The sequence below is a fragment of the Soonwooa purpurea genome (assembly GCF_053891095.1).
Genome location: NZ_JBSSMA010000006.1, coordinates 137,479 through 157,632, shown reverse-complemented (window position 1 = coordinate 157,632; position 20,154 = coordinate 137,479). Strand labels below are relative to the sequence as shown.

General features: G+C 33.8%; 24 protein-coding genes and 1 pseudogene. 6 read left to right on the top strand and 19 right to left on the bottom strand.

What is annotated here, in order from left to right; translation table 11 throughout:
* Positions 1 to 110 precede the first annotated feature (110 nt).
* The 3 genes from ACVFVN_RS07665 to ACVFVN_RS07655 all read left to right on the top strand — a co-directional run bounded on the left by ACVFVN_RS07665 (position 111) and on the right by ACVFVN_RS07655 (position 2,313).
* The gene (locus ACVFVN_RS07665; RefSeq protein ID WP_058699790.1) at positions 111 to 695 is read left to right on the top strand and encodes a pentapeptide repeat-containing protein; all 585 of its coding nucleotides are present in this window, start codon (positions 111 to 113) and stop codon (positions 693 to 695) included.
* 264 nt (positions 696 to 959) lie between these two features.
* Positions 960 to 1,586: an alpha/beta hydrolase family protein gene (locus ACVFVN_RS07660; RefSeq protein WP_456234846.1), complete on the top strand. Its 627-nt coding sequence runs from the start codon at positions 960 to 962 to the stop codon at positions 1,584 to 1,586.
* 64 nt (positions 1,587 to 1,650) lie between these two features.
* Positions 1,651 to 2,313, top strand: coding sequence for an HAD family hydrolase (locus ACVFVN_RS07655; protein ID WP_456234831.1), 663 nt, complete (start codon positions 1,651 to 1,653; stop codon positions 2,311 to 2,313).
* A 35-nt stretch (positions 2,314 to 2,348) separates the two neighbouring features.
* Here ACVFVN_RS07655 and ACVFVN_RS07650 read toward each other — a convergent pair whose 3' ends face one another.
* The 14 genes and pseudogenes from ACVFVN_RS07650 to lptB all read right to left on the bottom strand — a co-directional run.
* Positions 2,349 to 3,740 carry an arginine decarboxylase gene (locus ACVFVN_RS07650; protein WP_456234830.1) on the bottom strand — a complete coding sequence of 464 codons (1,392 nt, stop codon included), beginning with the start codon at positions 3,738 to 3,740 and terminating at the stop codon, positions 2,349 to 2,351.
* 90 nt (positions 3,741 to 3,830) lie between these two features.
* The gene (locus tag ACVFVN_RS07645; RefSeq protein ID WP_456234829.1) at positions 3,831 to 4,445 is read right to left on the bottom strand and encodes a thiamine diphosphokinase; all 615 of its coding nucleotides are present in this window, start codon (positions 4,443 to 4,445) and stop codon (positions 3,831 to 3,833) included.
* Complete coding sequence (locus ACVFVN_RS07640) at positions 4,446 to 5,030, bottom strand: cob(I)yrinic acid a,c-diamide adenosyltransferase (protein ID WP_165133684.1); 585 nt, start codon at positions 5,028 to 5,030, stop codon at positions 4,446 to 4,448.
* 42 nt (positions 5,031 to 5,072) lie between these two features.
* The gene (locus ACVFVN_RS07635; RefSeq protein ID WP_456234828.1) at positions 5,073 to 5,654 is read right to left on the bottom strand and encodes a hypothetical protein; all 582 of its coding nucleotides are present in this window, start codon (positions 5,652 to 5,654) and stop codon (positions 5,073 to 5,075) included.
* A 132-nt stretch (positions 5,655 to 5,786) separates the two neighbouring features.
* Complete coding sequence (locus ACVFVN_RS07630; protein WP_456234845.1) at positions 5,787 to 7,517, bottom strand: ABC transporter ATP-binding protein; 1,731 nt, start codon at positions 7,515 to 7,517, stop codon at positions 5,787 to 5,789.
* 258 nt (positions 7,518 to 7,775) lie between these two features.
* Positions 7,776 to 8,195, bottom strand: coding sequence for a DUF6691 family protein (locus tag ACVFVN_RS07625; RefSeq protein ID WP_456234827.1), 420 nt, complete (start codon positions 8,193 to 8,195; stop codon positions 7,776 to 7,778).
* 81 nt (positions 8,196 to 8,276) lie between these two features.
* Positions 8,277 to 8,840, bottom strand: coding sequence for a YeeE/YedE family protein (locus ACVFVN_RS07620; protein ID WP_165133693.1), 564 nt, complete (start codon positions 8,838 to 8,840; stop codon positions 8,277 to 8,279).
* A gap of 10 nt (positions 8,841 to 8,850) precedes the next feature.
* Entirely contained in the window at positions 8,851 to 9,060 is a 210-nt protein-coding gene (locus ACVFVN_RS07615) for a DUF6132 family protein (RefSeq protein WP_165133696.1), read from the bottom strand.
* A gap of 31 nt (positions 9,061 to 9,091) precedes the next feature.
* Positions 9,092 to 9,730, bottom strand: coding sequence for a methyltransferase domain-containing protein (locus ACVFVN_RS07610; protein ID WP_456234826.1), 639 nt, complete (start codon positions 9,728 to 9,730; stop codon positions 9,092 to 9,094).
* 9 nt (positions 9,731 to 9,739) lie between these two features.
* A complete protein-coding gene (locus ACVFVN_RS07605) occupies positions 9,740 to 10,054 on the bottom strand; it encodes a rhodanese-like domain-containing protein (RefSeq protein ID WP_456234825.1) in 315 nt (104 codons plus the stop codon).
* Positions 10,054 to 11,463, bottom strand: a complete 1,410-nt coding sequence (locus ACVFVN_RS07600; RefSeq protein ID WP_456234824.1) for an MBL fold metallo-hydrolase — start codon at positions 11,461 to 11,463, stop codon at positions 10,054 to 10,056. Before ACVFVN_RS07600 ends, ACVFVN_RS07605 begins: the two co-directional genes overlap by 1 nt.
* 134 nt (positions 11,464 to 11,597) lie before the next feature.
* Positions 11,598 to 12,389, bottom strand: coding sequence for a sulfite exporter TauE/SafE family protein (locus ACVFVN_RS07595; RefSeq protein ID WP_456234823.1), 792 nt, complete (start codon positions 12,387 to 12,389; stop codon positions 11,598 to 11,600).
* Between the two features lie 205 nt (positions 12,390 to 12,594).
* Entirely contained in the window at positions 12,595 to 13,218 is a 624-nt protein-coding gene (locus ACVFVN_RS07590; protein WP_456234822.1) for a Crp/Fnr family transcriptional regulator, read from the bottom strand.
* Between the two features lie 341 nt (positions 13,219 to 13,559).
* Positions 13,560 to 14,285: pseudogene (gene lptB, locus ACVFVN_RS07585) on the bottom strand (LPS export ABC transporter ATP-binding protein); the annotation flags it as partial.
* Positions 14,286 to 14,509: 224 nt separating this feature from the next.
* Between lptB and ACVFVN_RS07580 the strand changes: the two are divergent.
* Positions 14,510 to 15,280, top strand: a complete 771-nt coding sequence (locus ACVFVN_RS07580; protein ID WP_456234821.1) for a TrmH family RNA methyltransferase — start codon at positions 14,510 to 14,512, stop codon at positions 15,278 to 15,280.
* 51 nt (positions 15,281 to 15,331) lie between these two features.
* Here the strand turns inward: ACVFVN_RS07580 and ACVFVN_RS07575 are convergent, their stop codons facing one another.
* Entirely contained in the window at positions 15,332 to 15,562 is a 231-nt protein-coding gene (locus ACVFVN_RS07575) for a hypothetical protein (RefSeq protein ID WP_165133711.1), read from the bottom strand.
* A 182-nt stretch (positions 15,563 to 15,744) separates the two neighbouring features.
* Here ACVFVN_RS07575 and ACVFVN_RS07570 point away from each other — a divergent pair, with 182 nt between their 5' ends.
* Positions 15,745 to 16,923 (top strand): hypothetical protein, encoded by a 1,179-nt coding sequence (locus ACVFVN_RS07570; RefSeq protein ID WP_456234820.1) that lies wholly within the window; start codon positions 15,745 to 15,747, stop codon positions 16,921 to 16,923.
* Positions 16,913 to 17,542: a hypothetical protein gene (locus tag ACVFVN_RS07565; RefSeq protein WP_165133716.1), complete on the top strand. Its 630-nt coding sequence runs from the start codon at positions 16,913 to 16,915 to the stop codon at positions 17,540 to 17,542. The genes ACVFVN_RS07570 and ACVFVN_RS07565 overlap by 11 nt, the downstream gene beginning before the upstream one ends.
* Positions 17,543 to 17,597: 55 nt before the next feature.
* Here the strand turns inward: ACVFVN_RS07565 and ACVFVN_RS07560 are convergent, their stop codons facing one another.
* The 4 genes from ACVFVN_RS07560 to ACVFVN_RS07545 all read right to left on the bottom strand — a co-directional run bounded on the left by ACVFVN_RS07560 (position 17,598) and on the right by ACVFVN_RS07545 (position 20,110).
* Positions 17,598 to 17,813: a hypothetical protein gene (locus ACVFVN_RS07560; RefSeq protein WP_165133719.1), complete on the bottom strand. Its 216-nt coding sequence runs from the start codon at positions 17,811 to 17,813 to the stop codon at positions 17,598 to 17,600.
* Positions 17,814 to 17,989: 176 nt separating this feature from the next.
* Positions 17,990 to 18,562 carry a 5-formyltetrahydrofolate cyclo-ligase gene (locus ACVFVN_RS07555; protein WP_456234819.1) on the bottom strand — a complete coding sequence of 191 codons (573 nt, stop codon included), beginning with the start codon at positions 18,560 to 18,562 and terminating at the stop codon, positions 17,990 to 17,992.
* The gene (locus ACVFVN_RS07550; RefSeq protein ID WP_456234818.1) at positions 18,563 to 18,793 is read right to left on the bottom strand and encodes a ferredoxin; all 231 of its coding nucleotides are present in this window, start codon (positions 18,791 to 18,793) and stop codon (positions 18,563 to 18,565) included. It abuts the gene before it with no gap.
* A 21-nt stretch (positions 18,794 to 18,814) separates the two neighbouring features.
* Positions 18,815 to 20,110: a peptidase U32 family protein gene (locus ACVFVN_RS07545; protein ID WP_456234817.1), complete on the bottom strand. Its 1,296-nt coding sequence runs from the start codon at positions 20,108 to 20,110 to the stop codon at positions 18,815 to 18,817.
* Positions 20,111 to 20,154: the final 44 nt, after the last annotated feature.

The window sequence follows — 20,154 nt, the reverse complement described above, 5'->3', positions numbered from 1 at the left end:
CAATTAATGGATAATATATTGAATCACAAAACAAATAAAATGATTCTCAAGTGCTTACTTAAAACTGTTGATATTTAAAATTAAACTTGTTTGGATATAAAATATATAAAATGGAAGAAACCGTAATTCATCAAGACAAAATATTTTCCGGTATAAATTACTCTGAAAAGAAACTGAGAAACAGAGAATTCATAAAGTGTGAATTTGTCAGTTGTGATTTTAACAAGAGTGATCTAAAGGACAATAATTTTGAAGATTGCACTTTTAAACAATGTAACTTTTCAATGGTGGACGTTGACGGAACCGGATTCAGGAATGCTGTATTTATTGGGTGCAAAATGCTGGGGGTAGACTTTGCAAGATGTAGCAAGTTTGCGTTTTCGTTTTCGTTTACGGAATGTCATTTAGACTACAGTAATTTTTTTGGAACAAAGCTTCGAAAAACTACTTTCAAGAACTGTACATTAAAAGACGTTGAATTTGGTGAGGCTGATCTGACGGCCTCTGAATTTTTAGGATGTGACCTTTCCTCTGCTATATTCTCTAATTCTATTCTAGAAAAAACAGATTTCAGGACAGCAGTAAATTTTGCTATAGACCCAGACGTTAACAAGATGAAAAAAGCGAAGTTTTCGGCACTTAACCTTGTAGGTCTTTTATACAGACATAATTTGGATATAGATTATGACAGCTAATAAATTATTTGACCAATCATAACCCGTTGAATTATCTGATAATTATCACTGAAGCATGCTGTACCAAGTAATTGCTTTTCCAGTGATTCATTGCTTTATTTTTTGTACTTTTGTAATTGAGTTACAAGGAATTTGAATATAAATGAATGCAGTAAGCACCATTACTAAATCATTACCAATAATAATTTCACACTGCCTAATTCGCTCTTAATTAACCGCTTTGGTCCTAATTGATTTTTTTGATAAAAAAAAGCTTATAAAAACATTGGACTTGTTGGTCACAGCGAAGGTGGAATGATTGCGCCAATGGTTGCAGTTAAAAATCCAAATATCAAATTTATCATTTCATTGGCGGGTCCAGGAGTTCCAATAAATGAATTGATGTATCAGCAAAATGAAGACATTTTAAAACAAATGCAACTTCCAGAAGATATTATCAAAAAGGATTTGAGCAATAAAAAGTTAATGTTCGATTATCTGGCTACTTATAATGGAAAAAACATTAAATCTGATTTTGATAATTTCTTAACTATAAAACTATCAGGAATTTCAGAACAAGAAAAGAAAGCTTACTTAGAACTCACAATGCCTTGGATGTTATATTTTATGCAATACAAACCTTCGGAAAAATGGTCTAAAATTAAAATACCCGTATTGGCTCTTAATGGAAATCTTGATACACAAGTTGCAGCAAAGCCTAATCTTGACGCTATAAAAACAGCTTTAGTAAAAGCAAAAAACAAGAATTTCAAAACTAAAGAAATCTTAGGTGTTAACCATTTATTTCAAACTGCAAAAACTGGAAGTCCCAACGAATATTCACAAATTGAAGAAACATTCTCACCGAAAGTTTTAGACATAATGAGTGAGTGGGTTTTAAATTTAAAATAACGATAAAGCCTTTTCAAAATCTGAAAAGGCTTTATCTTTCCTTAACTTTGCAAAAATTAAAAAAATGTCTTTAAAAGCTGTTTTATTCGATATGGATGGTGTTATTGTGGATACCGAGCCACTGCATCGCAAGGCTTATTTTGGGATGTTTGATTATTACAATATGACTGTAGATGATTCATTGTTCAGCACTTTTACAGGTCGCACAACAGATAGCGTTTGTCTAGAAATTATCGAGCGTTTTAACATCCAAGCTGATAAATATGATTTGATAAAAAAGAAACGCGATATTTTCAAAGTTTTGTTCGACAATGACCCTGAATTTGATTTAATTCCAGGAGTAAGAAAACTAATTCAACATTATTTTGATAATGATATTAAATTGGTTTTGGCTTCTTCAGCAAGTAGCATAACTATTGAAATGGTTTTTGAAAAGTTTGAATTAGATCCCTATTTTATCGGAAAAATTAGTGGTGCAGAACTAAAAGAATCGAAACCCAATCCCGAAATATTTTTAAAAGCAGCCAGCATTGCCAATGAACCTATTGAAAACTGCATGGTAATTGAGGATTCTACTAATGGTATTTTAGCTTCTCACAGAGCTGGAATCTTCTGCGCTGCTTATAAAAGCGAACATACTTTACAACAAGATTATGCGCTAGCCAATATTTTGGTTGCCGATTTTAAAGATTTGGAATTGGAAAAAATTTCTCAATATTTTAATTAAAAAAAGCTGGAAGAGTATCCAGCTTATACTATTTTTTAATAACCTAAAAGTTTCAGTATATCTTGAGGTTTTTGCTCTTCCTGAAAGACTTTGTATATAAAATTACCTTCTTCATCTTGATCGATCAGGATATGTTTCGGTTGTGGAATTAAACAATGGTGAACACCGCCATAACCACTAATGGTATCTTGGTACGCGCCCGTATGGAAAAACCCAATATATAATGGCCTTGTGTCGTTATAGACAGGAAGATAAATGGCATTGGTATGCTGTTCAGAGTTATAATAGTCATCTGAATCACAAGTTAAGCCTCCTAAAAACACCCTTTCATAAGTATCGTCCCAACGGTTAAGTGGCAACATGATAAAGTGACGAGAAATTGCCCAAGTATCTGGCAATGTTGTCATAAATGACGAGTCAATCATATTCCATTTTTCTCTATCGTTTTGACGCTTCTGAGAAATCACACGATAAAGTGTAGCACCGCTTTCCCCAACAGTAAAACTACCAAATTCGGTGTAGATATTTGGTGCTTCCACGCCTTCTTCATCACAGAATTTTTTAATTTGAGAAACAATCTCATCAATCATATATTGATAATCGTAATCAAAATTAAGAGAGGTTTTTATTGGGAAACCTCCACCAATATTTAAAGAATCTACTTCTGGCGCAATTTTTTTCAAACGTGCGTACACGCGAAGACATTTGTACAATTCGTTCCAATAATAGGCGGTATCTTTTATACCTGTATTAATGAAGAAATGTAACATTTTTAGTCTGGCATTAGGATGATCCGCTATCTTCTGACTATAATATGGGATAATATCACGATACCCAATTCCTAAACGAGAGGTATAAAATTCGAATTTCGGTTCTTCCTCAGAAGCGATACGAATTCCGATGTTAAAAGTTGTATCAATGCTTTCTGTCAGCTTATCCAGCTCACGATAATTGTCCAAAATGGGTGTAATATTTTCAAAACCAGAATTGATCATTTCCGAAATTTTCATTAAATAATCATCGGTTTTAAAACCATTACAAATTACTTCGATATTTTTATCAACCTTTCCTTTTGTATGGAGACTTTTAACGATGTCCATATCAAAAGCCGAAGAGGTTTCGATAGAAATATCATTTTTAATAGCTTCTTCCAAAACGAAAGCAAAATGGCTTGATTTTGTACAATAACAATATCGGTAATTTTTTTCGTATCCATGCTTTTCAAAAGCTTCTCTGAACCAAGATTTGGCACGTTGGATATTGTGAGAAATTTTCGGAAGATAATTGAGTTTTAAAGGGGTTCCGTATTGTTCAACAACGTCCATTAAAGGAATATCGTGGAAGGTCAATTTATTTTCCTCAACATTGAATTCTTGTGTTGGAAAATAAAGAGTCTGGTCAATTAACTCCGAATATTTTATTTTCATTTCTTAAATCCTGATTTTACAAATTATACATCTGCAAAATTAAATAAAAAAAGATGCTAAATGCACCTTTTAATATATTTTATGACAAACTTATTGTCCTATGAAAATTAATAAGTTTCCTTTTGCATATTGGATGACAACTTCATCATTCTCAGCAATATTTCTTGTCCCTACGCGTTCACCCATTTTCAGATCTTCTTTATAAAGTGGCCATTTCAAACCCTGTGTTGTTATGCTTTCTGCTTTTGGGAACGGAAAAAGTGAAATTATTTTGTCTTTTACACCAGAAATATTAAAGTTTTTTGGAATAAAATAATAACTCGAAAACTCATCAAAAAAACGAATTTCCATTTTTGTTCTCATAAAATCGGCAACACTTAGATTGCCCAGAAAATGATCCATCTCTCCACCACTCGCACCATAAACATCTACATCCGGAATCCCTTTTTCTAAAATTATTTCTAAAGCTTTTTGGAAATCGGTTTTGTTTTGATCGGGAGTAAGGATAAATTTTTCATTAACAAAATCCAGACGTTCGTGCGAATCAAAATCTCCCGAGATAAAATCGAGTTTAGAAACAATTTCTGAATCAAATTTTAAAAGATAATCCAACGCACCATCCGTACAGGCAATAAGTTTATAACTAAAAAACTCGGGCAAATTTTTAGGCGGTTCACCGTTTATAAAGAGCAAAGCTTTGTTCATTTATTTCGGTGCTCTTTCGTTAGGAATCCAATATTCTTCTGGCTCATTCTCGATTTTTGAAATGTATCTTGCCAATACAAAAAGATAGTCGGAAAGTCGGTTCAAATATTTTATCAATTCTGGACGAACTTCTTCGGTTTCGTTTAAGAAAACAAGACTTCTTTCGGCTCTTCTGCAAACGGTTCTTGCGACATGAAAATGTGTTGCTGCTTTTCCACCGCCTGGTAAAATAAAATATTGTAAAGGCTCCAGTTCTTCTTCAAAAGCATCTATCCAATGTTCTAATTCTTCGATTTCCGATTCAGAGATGATTAGAGATAATCGTGATTTTCCGTTGGCTAAAAACAATTTATCGCTAGGTGTTGCAGCTTCGGAACCTACCGTAAACAAATCAAACTGAATTTTTCGCAGTTGTTCCAAAACAGGAATATCATGCACGTAAGATTTTGCAACGCCAATAAAAGCATTGAGTTCATCAATATTTCCGTAAGATTCTACCCTTGCTGAAGCTTTAGAAATTCTTGTTCCGCCATAAAGTCCTGTTTCGCCTTTGTCGCCCGTTTTTGTATATACTTTGAATGTCATTGCTGTAATTTTAAAGTCTAAAATTAATATTTTTAAATGATTTTAAGAGGCAACTTCCATAAATTGATAAATAACTCCTGTTTTAGGATTTACAATAATGGTAGACTTATTAGGTAATCGGTTGATTTTGTAGAACTCAATAGAATGATCTGTTTTTATTTCATTTAAAAAATTAGAATCAAAAGTGCCTTCGGGAATAAATTTTTCAAAAAAACTAAATTGATCTATAAATTTTTGACCATCAATTTTTCTTGCTTCTTTATCGGATTTTACCTCATCGGTTGTCGGCTGAGCCGCCATAAGTTGTAATAAAGCTGCTTTGTCTGCTTTGTATTTTAAGAAATAGGCCGGACTTCCGTTCGGAAATTTTATTTTTTTGCCTTTAAATTCTGTAATTAAATGAGGCTCTGCTCCAGAAAAAATCTGCTCAAACTGAACATCTTCGGCTTTAGTAATAGAATTAATAGAGGTATTAATGGTTTCGTTTAAAGTATTTTGAACAACTTCCTGCGTTTTTTGCTTAGCTGTTTCTGTAGCTTTGTCGATGCTTTCATTAATCTTTTCTTCAACTTTATTGCAAGAGACTAAAAATAATGTTGATAGTATAATAACGTAATTTTTCATTTCAAAAATTTAACTTTTTATCGCAACAATTTACCTGCCAAGATTTATTTAGCATCTAGCTTCAATTTGTAAACCACAAAATAAAATTCAAGCTAAATATTGAAAATAAAAAATTTTGAATATTTCAAAAAATCAATCTTCTTCTTTAAAAGTTTTCACCAATAAATCGAGGTTTAAACTTCTTGCCGAAGCATCAAAAATTTCTTTGTAAACGCCCTCCTGATGGTATAATTCGTCATGTGTTCCGTTTTCCACAACGCGACCTTTTTTCATTACATAAATCCTATCCGAATCGATAATTTGAGATAAAGAATGAGAAATAATAACCACCGTTCTCCCTGCTTTTATGGCATCTAATGAGTTCTTAATTTGTTCCGTAGCAATCGCGTCCAAACTCGCAGTGGGTTCGTCCAAGAAAATAATGGGTGGATTTTTCAGGAATAATCTTGCAATCGCAATTCGCTGTTGTTGACCGCCAGAAAGTTGAGTTGCATCATGTTGATAGGCCGTTGGCAAATCCAGAATTTGTTCATGCAAATAGGCTTTTTTTGCAGCTTCTTCAACTTCTTCAAAACTCGCATTCATATCGCCGTAACGAATGTTATCTTCGATGCTTCCTTTAAAAATATGATTTTTCTGAAGCACCAATCCTAAATCACCTCTCAAAAAAGTATTGTCGTATTCATTAAGATTTACACCATCTAAATGAATATTACCCGAATCTGGAAGATAAAATTTGCACAACAAATTAATAATACTCGATTTTCCTGCGCCTGAAAGTCCGACCAAAGCAGTGGTTTTTCCAGCTTCTATCAGCATATCGACATCAAAAAGAGCTTGCGTACCGTTGGGGTAAGTGAAATTAACATTTTGAAGTTTAAACTCACCTTTAATTTCTTTTTCCACAAAACTGCCGCTGGGTTCTGCTTCTTCATCCGCATTTAAAATATCAAAATAACCTTCGGCATAAATCATGGCATCGTTCATATCATCATAAATCCTGTGCAACTGACGAATAGGCGAAGAAACGTTGTTAAAAAGCATGATGTGAAGCATAATTGCGCCAATCGTCATTTGCTGATCGAGCACCAAATACACCGTTAACAATATGATTAAAACTACACCAATTTGTTCGATAAAAGTTTTTAAACCATCATAAAAAAAGTTGGTTTTACGCGTGTACAACTGACTTTCCATAAGTTGCATCTGCAAATCGTATTGTTTTTTACCTTCAAATTTTTCACGGACAAAACTTTTAATCACCAAAATAGAATTAATGAGATTTAAAAGTCCTGAGGTCTTTTCCTCACGTTGATTTCTAAGCTGACGACGAACGCCAGAGAGTTTTTTTGCTTGCATATTGCTCACCCAAAAGTAAATCGGAACAACAATTGTGGAAACCAATCCCACATACACATTTTGCATATACATCACCACCAAAGCGATAATGGAAGTCGTAAACAAGGGCAAAATATCGATGAAAAAATTCTGAACCAATTTTGTTAAACTCTCAATTCCTCTGTCGATGCGGGTTTGAAGTTTTCCAGATTCGTGGTTTTCATCATTAAAATAAGCAAATTTATAGGTTAAAATTTTATCAATTGCGCGTTGAGCCAATTCTGAACTTACATTAATTCGGATTTTTTCACCGTAAAATTTTTGTCCAAAATTGATGAAAATATTAGCGATTTCTTTCACCAAAAGAATAATGGTGACGACGATTAACACATGAATCCCTTCTTGCATTGGATTTGGCAAATCTATTAATTTCTGAACCTCATCCACCGTATATTTAAGAACAATTGGGTTCACCTGTGCTGCCAAAGCGCCCAACAAAGTGAGAAGCAACGTCCAAAAAATCATTAAACGATAAGGCTTAATGAAAGGTTTGAGCTGTTTAAAAATTCCAAAAATGGTGATGGTTCTGTTAAAAGGATTTTTCATATTCTTTCGCGAACCTTAAATTTAAGAAAAAAAGATAAACCGAATAGAGAACAAAAAAAGAGCAAAGATTTTGTTTTCACTCATCTTTGCTCTTTAATTCTTATATTTTTATTCTTGTCTCTTGATTCTTGATTCTTAATTCTTGATTCTTGACTCTCGGCTCTTGAATCTTAATTCCTAATGCGGAAGTTTCTCTCTGAATTTCCCGTACACCCAAGTTCCGAGGATTGCTGACAATAAGGTAACGCTTACCACCAAAGCGCCCGTTCCTATTTGTGCAAACAATGGTCCTGGGCAAGCCCCTGTAATCGCCCAACCAAATCCGAAGATTAAACCTCCGTAAATTTGACCTTTATTGAATTTTTTATCAGCGATTTTTATCGGTTCACCATCCAAAGATTTTATTTTGAATTTCTTAATCAACCAAACTGAAATCATCCCTGTAACCACAGCACTTCCGATAACACCGTACATGTGGAAAGATTGTAAACGGAACATTTCTTGAATTCGGAACCAACTGATGAGCTCCGCTTTTGTGATGACGATTCCGAAAAATATTCCGGCAATTAAAAACTTTATATAATCTAATGTTTTCATTTTTTATTTTTAAAATTAATAGATTCAAGATTTTATTTTAAAGTTAATTAAATCTTGGTTCTTGGCTCTTGGCTCTTGGTTCTACAAAGACAAAATCCAAGGCATTACAAAATTAGCAACGATAAATCCGCCCAACATAAAGCAAATAGTCGCCACCAAAGAAGGCCATTGTAAATTTGCCAATCCCATAATGGAATGTCCACTTGTACAACCTCCCGCGTAACGCGTTCCGAAGCCTACCAAGAAACCTCCCACCACGAAAAGGAAAAAACCTTTCAAAGAAAATAAAGTTTCCCAATTCATAAAATCGGCTGGAATAATGCTCGAAAAATCTGTAATTCCGTAGCCCGCCAATTCAGTTTGAAGATCAGGATTTACAGCAACAGCTTGTCCATTAGAAAGAAAATTGAAAGCGACAAATCCACCAATTAAAATTCCGATAACGAAAACTAAATTCCAGATTTCACTCTTCCAATTGTATTTAAAAAACGGAATATTTGCTGGTGCACAAGACGCACAAATATGTCTTAAAGACGAAGAAATTCCGAAGGTTTTATTGGCTAAAATAAGTAATATAGGCACCGTAAGACCAATGAGTGGCCCCGCAACATACCATGGCCAAGGTTGCTTGATAAGTTCTAACATTTTTTATAATTTATTCTTTAATTTTATTTTTATCTTTTTTAAACATTGAAAAAAATACACCTCCCATAAAAGCACCATAAATACTGCTGTTAAAAGGTTTTGATGTAATAGCGCAACTTCCTGTGCTACAACCTATAAAATTCCAATACAGAAATCCTGCAATAGCACCAACAACAGCGCCTAAAATGACAATTTTATTGTTTTGAAAAAAAGTATTCATATTGTTTCAATTTGGAGTTAATGGGACAGAATTATTTTAAAAAGAGTTCTACAAAAACTTCTGACCCTTTTCTTGGAGGGATAGAATTGTAACATTCTTCCATTTTTTTAATTTCAAAATAAGGCTCGAAAATCGGTTTGTACTCACATGGACAGCCACCAAACGGCGGACCTTGTTTCTCGAAAGTGGTATCGAACATGACGCCTACAATTTTACCATTTGGTTGCAAAAGTTCGGCAGCTTTTTTAGCGTAATCTTTTCTCATTAATGGCGGAATAGCACAGAAAAATGTTTGTTCCAGCATTAAATCATACTCACCTTTATGTTCGAAAAAATCGCCTAACAAGACTTTTATTTGAGGATCATTTGGGAATTTACTTTGAAGAATTTCCACCGCTTTTGGTGCAATATCTATTAACGTAATATCCTGAAATCCGTTTTTTAAAAGATATTCAGCTTCATAAGCATTTCCGCAACCTGGAATTAAAATCGAGATATTTTTATCCTCAACTTTGTCCATATAATCGGTAATTGCGGGCGATGCGTAACCAATATCCCAAGAAGTTTCGCGATTTTTCCAACGCGTTTCCCAATAATTTTTATCCAAAGGAAGATCGCATTGCGTAACGCAACATTGCATATCTGTATTTTTATGGTCTTCTGTACTCATTTTTCACTTTTAACGGGTAATGTTTTTCATATTTTGCAAAGAACTGCCATTAAAAACATTGGTAATTCCGGCTTGTTCTAAAATAGATTGCGCTTGTTTACTGCGCATTCCACTACGGCAAAATACAACAATATTTTCCTTATTTTTTAATGAATTTACTTTAGAAGAAATTTCATTTAACGGAATATTCACCGCATTTTTCACACTTCCAGAAGCAAATTCACCTTTGGAACGAACATCTATTAAAGTAGCTCCGTTATTGATAACTTCTACTAGCCTTTCCGAATCTTCGGAACCAAAAAGTTTTTTAAAAAATCCGAACATTACGACATTATTTTAGATTGACAAACAAATTCAGTTTTGGGAACATCTGTTTTTGAAATGGCATTGAAACCACCTTCAACTTCAGAAAAATTATGATAACCACGCGCTTTCAAAATACTTGCAGCCATCATACTTCTGTATCCACCCGCACAATGTATGTAGAAATGTTCATCAGCTTTCACCTCTCCAATCCAATCATTAATATACGCCAAAGGTCTTCTGTAAGCGTTTTCTACGTGTTCAGCTTCGTATTCGCTTTCCTTACGAACGTCTATTACTTTTACATTTTCATTAAACTCAGTATTAAATTGCGTTGCAGAAATTCTGTTCACGGTATCAATTTCTTTCCCTGAATTTTTCCAAGTTTCAAAACCTCCCTCTAAAAATCCTAAAGTATGATCGAAACCAACTCGGCTCAATCTGGTAACGGTTTCTTCTTCATCACCAAGATCTGTCACCAACAAAATAGGTTGTTTAACATCTTTTATCAAAGCGCCTACCCAAGGTGCAAAATCGCCTTTAAGACCGATGTTTACAGATTGAGGAATATAGCCTTTTGCGAAATCTGCCGCAGCACGAACGTCTAAAATTAAAGCTTCTGAATTTTCTACAACCTCCTCAAATTCCGTTACAGAAAGCGCTCTTAATCCATTATTAAGAACCTCATCAAAATTTTGATAACCTTGTTTGTTCATCGCTACATTCATTCCAAAATAAGCAGGAGGCGGCAACAAACCATCTGTAACAGCTTTTATAAACGCTTCTTTACTAGGTTGATTAAGAGCATAATTGGTTTTCTTTTGGTTTCCTAAAATGTCCACCGTTTCTTTCTGCATATTTTTACCACAAGCCGAACCCGCGCCATGAGCAGGATACACCGTAACGTCATCCGCTAAAGGCATAATTTTATTTTGTAAACTGTCGTAAAGCATTCCCGCCAAATCTTCTTGTGTCATGTTTGCAGCTTTCTGAGCCAAGTCTGGACGACCAACATCTCCTAAAAACAAGGTATCTCCAGAGAAAATTGCAGTTTCTTTTCCGTTTTCATCCATCAAAAGATAGGTGGTACTTTCCAAAGTATGTCCAGGTGTATGAAGCACTTTAATTTTGATATTTCCAATTTCGAAAATTTGTTCATCTTCTGCGATAATAGCTTCAAAATCTGGGTTGGCTGTTGGTCCGTAAACAATTGCCGCACCTGTTTTTTTACTTAAATCTACGTGTCCACTCACAAAATCTGCGTGAAAATGGGTTTCGAAAATATATTTTAAACGAACATTATCTTTTGCTAGTCTATCTGTATAAGATTGCGTTTCACGAAGCGGATCTATAATCGCGGCTTCACCATTTGAAACAATATAATAAGCTCCCTGAGCTAAACATCCTGTATAAATTTGTTCTATTTTCATATTCTTTATTTTAGTTGTACAAAGTTCTTGATAAATAAATTCCTGCACAGTTACTTTTGTTACATTAGGAATTTTTAGAAGTTAGACTTTAGACTTTAGACTTTAGACGAAACTAATTCAAAACTTCTAATCGATTAAAAAAACATTTCTTTTACGATGACAAAAATGCCCATCACAAGGACAAACCAACCAAAAGCGGGTTTTAGTTTTTTACCATCAATATTTCTGGAAAGTCGGCTTCCTATTAAAATTCCTATAATTGCCATTGTGGTAATGCTCAATAAAAACTTCCAATTGACTTCTCCAAAGTGTGCATAAGAGGTTACAAAACCGAACGCAGAATTAATAGCGATAATCAGTAAAGATGTTCCGATGGCTTTCTTCATAGGAGTTTTTAGTAAACTTACCAAAGCTGGAATAATTAAAAATCCGCCACCGGCACCTACAAATCCTGTTATAATTCCCACCAAAAAACCTTGAAAAACCACCAATGGATAATTGTAATTTTGATGAGAGGTATTATTTGGTTTTGTATCTTTTTTTATCATTTTAAATGCTGCCATCAACATTAAAACCGCAAAAAAAAGCATTAAAAAATTACTTTTGGTGACTTCAAAACCATTAATATTGAAAAATACGTTTGGAATATGAGGTAAAATTTGCTGTCTGGAAATATACACTCCAATTATTGAAGGGATACCAAATGCAAAAACCGTTTTAAAATCTATTAATTTATTTTTGAAATAAGTGGTTGACCCCACAAAACTGGTTGCTCCCACTACAAAAAGCGAATAAGTAGTGGCCAAAACAGCGTCTACATGAAAAAGATACACCAATACAGGAACCGTAAGAATACTTCCGCCACCGCCGATTAATCCTAAAGAAATTCCTATTAAAATTGATGCTAAAAATCCTGCTATCTCCATTCTCTTGTTTTGTAATGCAAAATTCAGCAAATCAAAAGAGATGCGCAGCTACTTTTGTTACAAAAGGATTTTTTGCTTGATGGTTTTTAGTAGTAAGTTGTAAGTCTGAATATCAACTGAAGTTTTACGAACGAAGTTCAAGAAAACTAATTTCTTGATTCTTGACTCTTGGTTCTTGGCTCTTGATTCTTGGCTCTTGATTCTCCTAAAGCAAAGTAATTTTGTTGCGTCCAAGTTGTACTTCACCGTTTTCTTCGAGTTGCTTCAGAAGGCGAGAAACCACTACACGCGCAGTTCCCAACTCGTTAGCAAGTTGTTCGTGAGTAACGTTGAGGCTATTAGATTGTGTGAGTTCAGCTTTCTTTTCGAGGAGGTTTAATAAGCGTTCGTCCACTTTTTTAAAAGCAATTTCGTTGATGATTCCAAGAAGTTCTTCGAAACGTTTATGATACAATTTAAAAATATAATCCAACCATTCTGGATGATCTTTTATAAACTCTGAAACTCTGGATACTGGAAGAAAAAGTATTTCGGCATCTTCCTCTATTTCAGCTTTCACTTTACTGGTTTCGTTGTGTAAACCACCCAAAAAAGACATAATGCAAGATTCGCCAGCTTTAATATAGTACAAAAGTATTTCTCGACCATCTTCCTCAGTACGCACCACTTTCATAGCACCTTTTGTGACAATAGGAATCGATCGTATTTGAGAATTTTCGTCCACAATAATATCTCCAGCCTGATAGTTTTTTATCATGCTGTATTCATATAATTTTTCTAGAAGTTCCGGTGTGGACTGAAATTCTTGTTTTAATTCTGGGCTTTCCATTTTTATATTGTTTTAGTATCAAACGATGTTAGAAACTTCATTTTCTGACTGGAAAGTTTTTCGGCTTGGTTTTTAATTTCGTCCAAATTTCTATTAGGTCGCAATTCTATTTTTTGGAGGATGAAAGAATTGTGTGCGTTTTTGTCCACCACTTCAGCAAAAATATGTTCGATTTCAGAATTGGCCAAAGAAGCAAAACTGATATCCTCAAAACCATGAAGAAGTTTTAAATCGCTTGTATTTTGGAAAGTATCATCTGCATAAGCTTGAAATTCTGTTTTTGAATCAAAATCTCCAGCCCAGATATTATACACCCAATGTTTTGATTTTGGTTTATCTTCAATTTTCTGATAAACGAAGTTTTCACCCAAATAGGCTTCACGAACTTGTGGATCATTCGCTAAATCTTCAGGAAGACCTTCTTTTAAGATTTTCCCTTCGAACATAATGTAGGTTTTATTGGTAATCGCTAAAGTTTGCTGCACATTGTGGTCGGTAATTAAGATTCCGATATTTTTGTCCACCAAACTTCTCACAATTTTCTGAATATCTTCCACCGCAATCGGGTCAACCCCCGCAAAAGGCTCATCTAGAAGGATAAAATTCGGACTTGTTGCTAAACAACGGGCAATTTCTGTTCTACGTCTTTCACCTCCAGAAAGCAAATCGCCACGGTTTTTCCGAACATGTTCTAAAGAAAACTCTTCAATCAACTCATCACATTTCATCTGCTGTTGTTTTTTGGAAAGCTTTGTCAATTGTAGAACTCCTAAAATGTTATCTTCCACAGACAATTTTCTAAAAACAGAAGCTTCCTGAGCCAAATATCCGATTCCTTTTTGAGCTCTGCGATACATGGCATCGCTGGTGATTTCTTTATTATCGAGGAAAATTTTTCCAGAAGTAGGCTTCACCAATCCAACAATCATATAGAAAGAAGTAGTTTTACCTGCTCCATTGGGTCCCAACAAACCTACAATCTCACCTTGTTGAACCTGTACCGAAACACCTTTTACCACCTTTTTAGGCCCGTATTCTTTAATTAAATTTTCTCCTCGTAGAATCATACAACAAAGATAAATATTTTTTGAATCTAAATAACTTTCTGTACAGGACTTCGGTGTTGAATTTTTTAGCCCCGATTGAACGGTATGTCTGAGCTCATCTCGAAAGGAAGGCAAAAGAGCTGGCTCGAGATAGCGAGTAGTGAAAGCGGGAATAGCTCCTGAAAAGCTATCAAAATTTTGAAAAAGCTAAAAATATTACCGTAATTTGCTGAAAAATTGCTGAAATGCAGATTATTGAAAGTTTTCAAAACGAAAAAATAAAGAAAGTAAGCCGTTGGCTGACTAAAAATAGTGATCGAAAAAAAGCGGGAATTTTTGTGGTGGAAGGACAACAAGAGAACGAACGTGCTTTGCAATTTGGTTATGAAGCGATTGAGTTTTATATCGCACCTCAAATTTTTGGAGGAACAAATCCTTGCGAACCGATCCATTTTGTAAGTAATGCTGTCTATGAAAAGTTGGCTTATCGCGGGACAACAGAAGGAATAATTGGGGTTTACAAAAATAAAGAACTGAATATCGATTCTTTAAAAATAAAAGACACCTCAACAGTTATTATTCTGGAAAGCATTGAAAAGCCTGGAAATCTAGGAGCTATTTTAAGAAGCTGCGAAGCTTTTGGCATTGACGCATTAATTGTTACAGATCCTAAAGTTGATTTTTTTAATCCGAATGTTATCAGAAGTAGTGTTGGTTGTCTTTTTGGAATGAATTTTTGCGCGGTAACCAATGAAGAAGCCTACGAATTTTTGCAAAAGGAAGATTTCGAGATCTATACCACTTTCATGTCAGATGGCGCCAAGGATTTAGCGTCTAGAAATATGACGGTAAAAAGTGCTGTATTATTTGGGACCGAACATTCGGGTCTGAGTGATTATTGGAAAGACAAAGGAAAAAACACCTTAATTCCTATGGTCGGCAGTATAGATTCTTTAAACTTAAGCAATGCCGTGGCAATAACTTGCTATGAAGCTTTAAGACAAAAAAGGAAATAAAAAAAACCGTTTCGAGATTCGAAACGGTTTTCATTTACAAATAATTTTTAATTATTTTGTAGCTTCTTTAACTTCAGCAGCAGCATCTTGTACTTTAGCAGCAGCAGAATCAACAGTTGCAGCAGCAGAATCAACTGTAGCAGCAGCAGAATCAACAGTTGCAGCAGCAGAGTCAACCATAGCAGCAGCAGAATCAGTGTTAGCAGCGTCTACGTTTTCAGTTTTTTTACAAGCTACAAGAGCAACAGCAGCGATAGCAGCTACAAATAATGACTTTTTCATAATAAATTAAATTTAATTTTGTTTGTTATTTTAAATGAATTCTTTTCTGTTCTTTCAATTTGAACAGGACAAAGGTATGGTGAGAAAAATATTTGTGTTAGAAAATTAATTGTAATATCTTTGTAAAATAGTTTTACAAATAAACATTACTGTAATACAGGTAATTATAAATTTTTCAAATATTGGACAATTTAGAAATTTTATACTTTGAACAGCTAAAAAAGGAGGTAGAAACTAAATATTTAGAAAATCACACCCCTTCTCAAGCTGATATTAGCAAATGGAAAGGAATAGATATTATCTACTTCCAAGAAGATTTGCGAAAATATGCTAAAGGCAACATCAGCGAAAAATCTTTTTACACATACTTCAAAACGGCTCCTGTAAAGAAATTGCCGAGAATTGACATGCTAAATTTGTTATCAAATTACGCGGGTTATGAATCTTGGTTTAATTATAAAAAATTAAAACCTATTGAACTTCCTAAAGAATCTATCCAACAAGAAGTTATATTTGAGGAAAAGGCTCTAGTAAACGATAATACATCTACGGAACAGGACTTACCTCTAACAAATTCTATAGAAAATACAGTTCCAAAAATATTAAATACTTTAGAACCTGAAGCCGAACAAGAACAACTAATCTCAATAGAAAAAAAGGACATTCTAAAAGAAGAAATAAATAATGTTTTACAAATAAACAGTACTGATAATCAAACAACAAAAGAAAAAAAACAGATTAAAAACTCTAATTTTTTTAAAAGAAATATCTGGTATTTGATAACTAGTGTATTAAGTCTTTTAATTTTATTTTTAATTTTTAGAGATCAATGGTTAATTAATGATTTTACGTATAGCTTTATCGATTCGGATAGAAACACCTTAATTAAAGACGAATTGGATGTTAAAATCTTAAATGAAAACGAATCTCCAATTCTCATTCGTGTTAAGCCGAATGAACCTTTTAGATACAGCACCAAAAGTAAAACTTTAACCATGATTGTATCGTCGCCATTTTACAAAACAGATACAATAAAACGCAATCTAGAAACAGCACCAAGCAACGAAAATATTGAACTAAAACCGAATGATTACGCCATTCTGTTGTACTATTATTCTCGTTCTATTAAAGATTTCAAAAAGAAAAGAGAGCAACTCAATCAATTAATTAGTGATAACGCTCAAATAACCCAGGTTTATGACAACGAAACATATGGCGTAGAGCGACTTGACAAACAAAAATACATTAGCCTTGTAACCTTACCAACAACTGCTTTGGAAAACCTGAATGTGATTGACACACAGATGAAAAATGGAAAAATTGTACTTATCCGCTTTAAAATTTCTACCAATGAAAAGTAAACTACTACACGGATTATTCGTTGCAATTGCAATAGTTTCTATGGCGTCTTGTAACAAAAAATACGAAGGCGACACGACTATCAACGATGTTAAATATAAAAATAACCGCAATACTATCCCTTCCATAAAAATGGATAGTGCACAAGCGATTAACACCATTACAAAGCAAAAGATACAAGATCTCTTGGATCTTTCCACGCTTTATATCTCAGGAAATAAAGACACTGAAATAGATTCTGTAATCTATGCACAAATGCAAAGTTATTTTTTGAAGCCCGATTCCTTGCAATTGAAACCTCTTTTCAAAGATCTGGATAGTCTAAAAGTACGCTACGCCAACATCAACAAATTAAGCATTCAGCGGCAAATAGTTGGCAAAGACACTTTTGACATTGCAAAATTCAATGTTGAGTATTTTAATAATAAAAAATTATTCATAGGAAGTTACGAACGTGACGCACAATATGTCTTAAAATCGGTTCCCACAAAAGCAAATAACGAATTTAAGTTCTATTTCAAGAATTTTTATGATGAATTGAATAAAAAAGAAGATAGCATAAAAACGATTATCATACCACCAACAACAACAAATTTACCTAAAGCATCTTCTGGAAAATAAAACAATAAAGCCACCGAGACTCGGTGGCTTTATTTAATAATTTAGTTTCGGATGATTATTTAACCGCCTCAACAGCTTCTTTAACTTCAGTTTTTACAGAGTCAACTTTCGCCTGAACCGAATCAACTTTTGCAACAGCAGTATCAACTTCTTTAGATAAAGAATCCATATCTGTAGCTACTGAATCAACTTTTGTATCAACTGTTTCTGCTTTCTTACAAGATACTACTGCTAATGAAGCGATAGCTACTGCGAAAAATACTTTTTTCATAATAAATGGTTTTTTAATTATTAATATATAAAATCTGTGTTTCGTTCTTTCATTTTGAACATTCCAAATTTATAACACTAAAAACTATGAATAAAATAATTCGCTTGTAATGTTTTTGTAATCTATTTTACAAATTTAAACACTGATTTACAATGAATTAAAACAAATCAAAACTTTTAAAATACAAAAAAATAATTAGGAGTTATTAAATAATCTAGCCGAACATCTGTTTTAAAAACATTATCAACACACTCAACTGGCTTATAAAAAGAAAGACCAATTTTTGAAATAACTTTATTTTCCTCAAAAAACTTATCATAAAATCCTTTTCCGTAACCAATTCTATTTCCTAACGGATCACAATAGACCAACGGCGTGATGCAAATATCAAACTCAATTTCTCCAGAATCCAGATTGCTTACAGGCTCTTGGATATTCCATTTGCTTATTTTAAATTCAGAATCTGGATTTATTTCAATAGAAATAATTTTATCACCGACGACTTTTGGAACAAAAATTCTAATATTATGTTTGAAGCAATAATCAAAGAAAAAGCTGGTATCTATCTCATTTTTCGAAACAATGGGCAAGAAGCAATGGATTTTAGAATTTGATTTAATTTCAAAATTAGAAATAAAAGTGTCAAAGATTCCTTTAGAAAATAGAAAAACCTCGTCTTTTGACAAGGTCATTCTTTTTTCTAAATATTTTTCTCTTAAAACTGATTTTTGTTGAAAAATAGTGTCCATCTAAATTTCTTTAACTGAAATTATATTAACCGGACAAGCTTTTGCTGCTTTATCACAAGATTCAAAAGCGTCTGGAAATGGTGTTTTTATTGTAAAAAAACCTTTTTTCTCTATGGATTTAAGAAGTACAGATTTCCCATCTTTTTTAGACATTCTAAAATAGTCTGGTGCAAACTCTGCACAATAATTACAGCCGATACACTTATCTCTTTGCAATGTTACAATAACCATTAACTCTGAATAAATTTAAAATTAATGAGAATAAACACCTTCTTCTACATTATTCTGCTGAGTGCCTGGCTCTTCAACCTTAACAACTTTATAAAGTTTATCAGAAGGGCGAACTCTAAAGTCGGTTTTAAAAGTTACAACGTCTGATTTTGTCGCTTTTGTAGCATCATCTTTAGCATCTACTTTGAGACCTTCTATTACCATCTCTTGTGAACCTGTCGTTGGGCCTTGGATCAAAACGGTATCGCCTTCAGCTAAATCATAAGCTTCGATTAAAAATTCAGCAATCTCGGATTTTGGATAATAGTGTCTTCCTTTTCCGATATAGACTTTTTTCTGTGTCGCACTAGAACCAGAATTAGCAGACCACTCTCCTAACTCTTGACCAAGATAATATCCAGACCAGAAACCGCGGTTATAAACCGTTTCTAATTGCTTCATCCATTCTGCAACTTTTTCTTGAGAGAAAGTACCTTCCGCAACACTATCGATTGCTTCACGATAACATTTGGTTACCATCGCAACATATTCTGGCGCACGTCCACGTCCTTCAACCTTCAAAACTTTAACCCCAGCATCTGTAATTTGGTCTAAAAATCCGATGGTACAAAGATCTTTTGGCGACATCATATATTCGTTATCCAATTCGATTTCGAAACCAGAATCTTGATCGATTACAGTATATTTTTTACGACAATTTTGCTTGCACGCACCTCTATTTGCTGATGAGTTGTGAGAATGAAGGCTTAAATAGCACTTTCCTGAAACCGCCATACATAAAGCACCATGACCAAAGATTTCAACTTCTACCAAATTACCAGAAGGTCCTTTAACCTGTTCTTTTTCAATTTGGCTACAGATTTTTTTAATTTGGCTAATACTTAGCTCACGGCTCATCACCATTGTATCTGCAAACAAAGCATAAAACTTGACCGTTTCAATGTTGGTTACATTAATCTGCGTCGAGATATGCACTTCCATACCGATTTGTCTGGCATAAGCAATCACCGCTTGGTCCATAGCAATTACTGCTGTAAGATTGGCTGCTTTGGCTTTGTCTAGGAGTGTTTTTATGATTGACAAATCATGATCATATATAATTGTGTTGAGCGTCAAATAAGTTCTAACACCTTTTTCTTCACAACGTTTTGCAATCTCTGGGAGATCGTCAATTGTAAAATTCATGGAAGCGCGAGCACGCATATTAAGCTGCTCTACTCCGAAATAAACAGAATCTGCCCCATTGTCAATCGCCACTTGTAACGAAGTAAAATCTCCTGCGGGAGACATTAGTTCTATTCTTCCTGTTTTTGTCATTTTATTATCAATAAATTTTTGCAAAGGTAATTAATTTATTCTTG

Bases quoted from the DNA above. Each gene is read 5' to 3' on its own strand.
- ACVFVN_RS07665 (WP_058699790.1), top strand. From the start codon at position 111: ATGGAAGAAACCGTAATTCATCAAGACAAAATATTTTCCGGTATAAAT.
- ACVFVN_RS07655 (WP_456234831.1), top strand. From the start codon at position 1,651: ATGTCTTTAAAAGCTGTTTTATTCGATATGGATGGTGTTATTGTGGAT.
- ACVFVN_RS07650 (WP_456234830.1), bottom strand. From the start codon at position 3,740: ATGAAAATAAAATATTCGGAGTTAATTGACCAGACTCTTTATTTTCCA.
- ACVFVN_RS07645 (WP_456234829.1), bottom strand. From the start codon at position 4,445: ATGAACAAAGCTTTGCTCTTTATAAACGGTGAACCGCCTAAAAATTTG.
- ACVFVN_RS07640 (WP_165133684.1), bottom strand. From the start codon at position 5,030: ATGACATTCAAAGTATATACAAAAACGGGCGACAAAGGCGAAACAGGA.
- ACVFVN_RS07635 (WP_456234828.1), bottom strand. From the start codon at position 5,654: ATGAAAAATTACGTTATTATACTATCAACATTATTTTTAGTCTCTTGC.
- ACVFVN_RS07630 (WP_456234845.1), bottom strand. From the start codon at position 7,517: ATGATTTTTTGGACGTTGCTTCTCACTTTGTTGGGCGCTTTGGCAGCA.
- ACVFVN_RS07625 (WP_456234827.1), bottom strand. From the start codon at position 8,195: ATGAAAACATTAGATTATATAAAGTTTTTAATTGCCGGAATATTTTTC.
- ACVFVN_RS07620 (WP_165133693.1), bottom strand. From the start codon at position 8,840: ATGTTAGAACTTATCAAGCAACCTTGGCCATGGTATGTTGCGGGGCCA.
- ACVFVN_RS07615 (WP_165133696.1), bottom strand. From the start codon at position 9,060: ATGAATACTTTTTTTCAAAACAATAAAATTGTCATTTTAGGCGCTGTT.
- ACVFVN_RS07610 (WP_456234826.1), bottom strand. From the start codon at position 9,730: ATGAGTACAGAAGACCATAAAAATACAGATATGCAATGTTGCGTTACG.
- ACVFVN_RS07605 (WP_456234825.1), bottom strand. From the start codon at position 10,054: ATGTTCGGATTTTTTAAAAAACTTTTTGGTTCCGAAGATTCGGAAAGG.
- ACVFVN_RS07600 (WP_456234824.1), bottom strand. From the start codon at position 11,463: ATGAAAATAGAACAAATTTATACAGGATGTTTAGCTCAGGGAGCTTAT.
- ACVFVN_RS07595 (WP_456234823.1), bottom strand. From the start codon at position 12,389: ATGGAGATAGCAGGATTTTTAGCATCAATTTTAATAGGAATTTCTTTA.
- ACVFVN_RS07590 (WP_456234822.1), bottom strand. From the start codon at position 13,218: ATGGAAAGCCCAGAATTAAAACAAGAATTTCAGTCCACACCGGAACTT.
- ACVFVN_RS07580 (WP_456234821.1), top strand. From the start codon at position 14,510: ATGCAGATTATTGAAAGTTTTCAAAACGAAAAAATAAAGAAAGTAAGC.
- ACVFVN_RS07575 (WP_165133711.1), bottom strand. From the start codon at position 15,562: ATGAAAAAGTCATTATTTGTAGCTGCTATCGCTGCTGTTGCTCTTGTA.
- ACVFVN_RS07565 (WP_165133716.1), top strand. From the start codon at position 16,913: ATGAAAAGTAAACTACTACACGGATTATTCGTTGCAATTGCAATAGTT.
- ACVFVN_RS07560 (WP_165133719.1), bottom strand. From the start codon at position 17,813: ATGAAAAAAGTATTTTTCGCAGTAGCTATCGCTTCATTAGCAGTAGTA.
- ACVFVN_RS07555 (WP_456234819.1), bottom strand. From the start codon at position 18,562: ATGGACACTATTTTTCAACAAAAATCAGTTTTAAGAGAAAAATATTTA.
- ACVFVN_RS07550 (WP_456234818.1), bottom strand. From the start codon at position 18,793: ATGGTTATTGTAACATTGCAAAGAGATAAGTGTATCGGCTGTAATTAT.
- ACVFVN_RS07545 (WP_456234817.1), bottom strand. From the start codon at position 20,110: ATGACAAAAACAGGAAGAATAGAACTAATGTCTCCCGCAGGAGATTTT.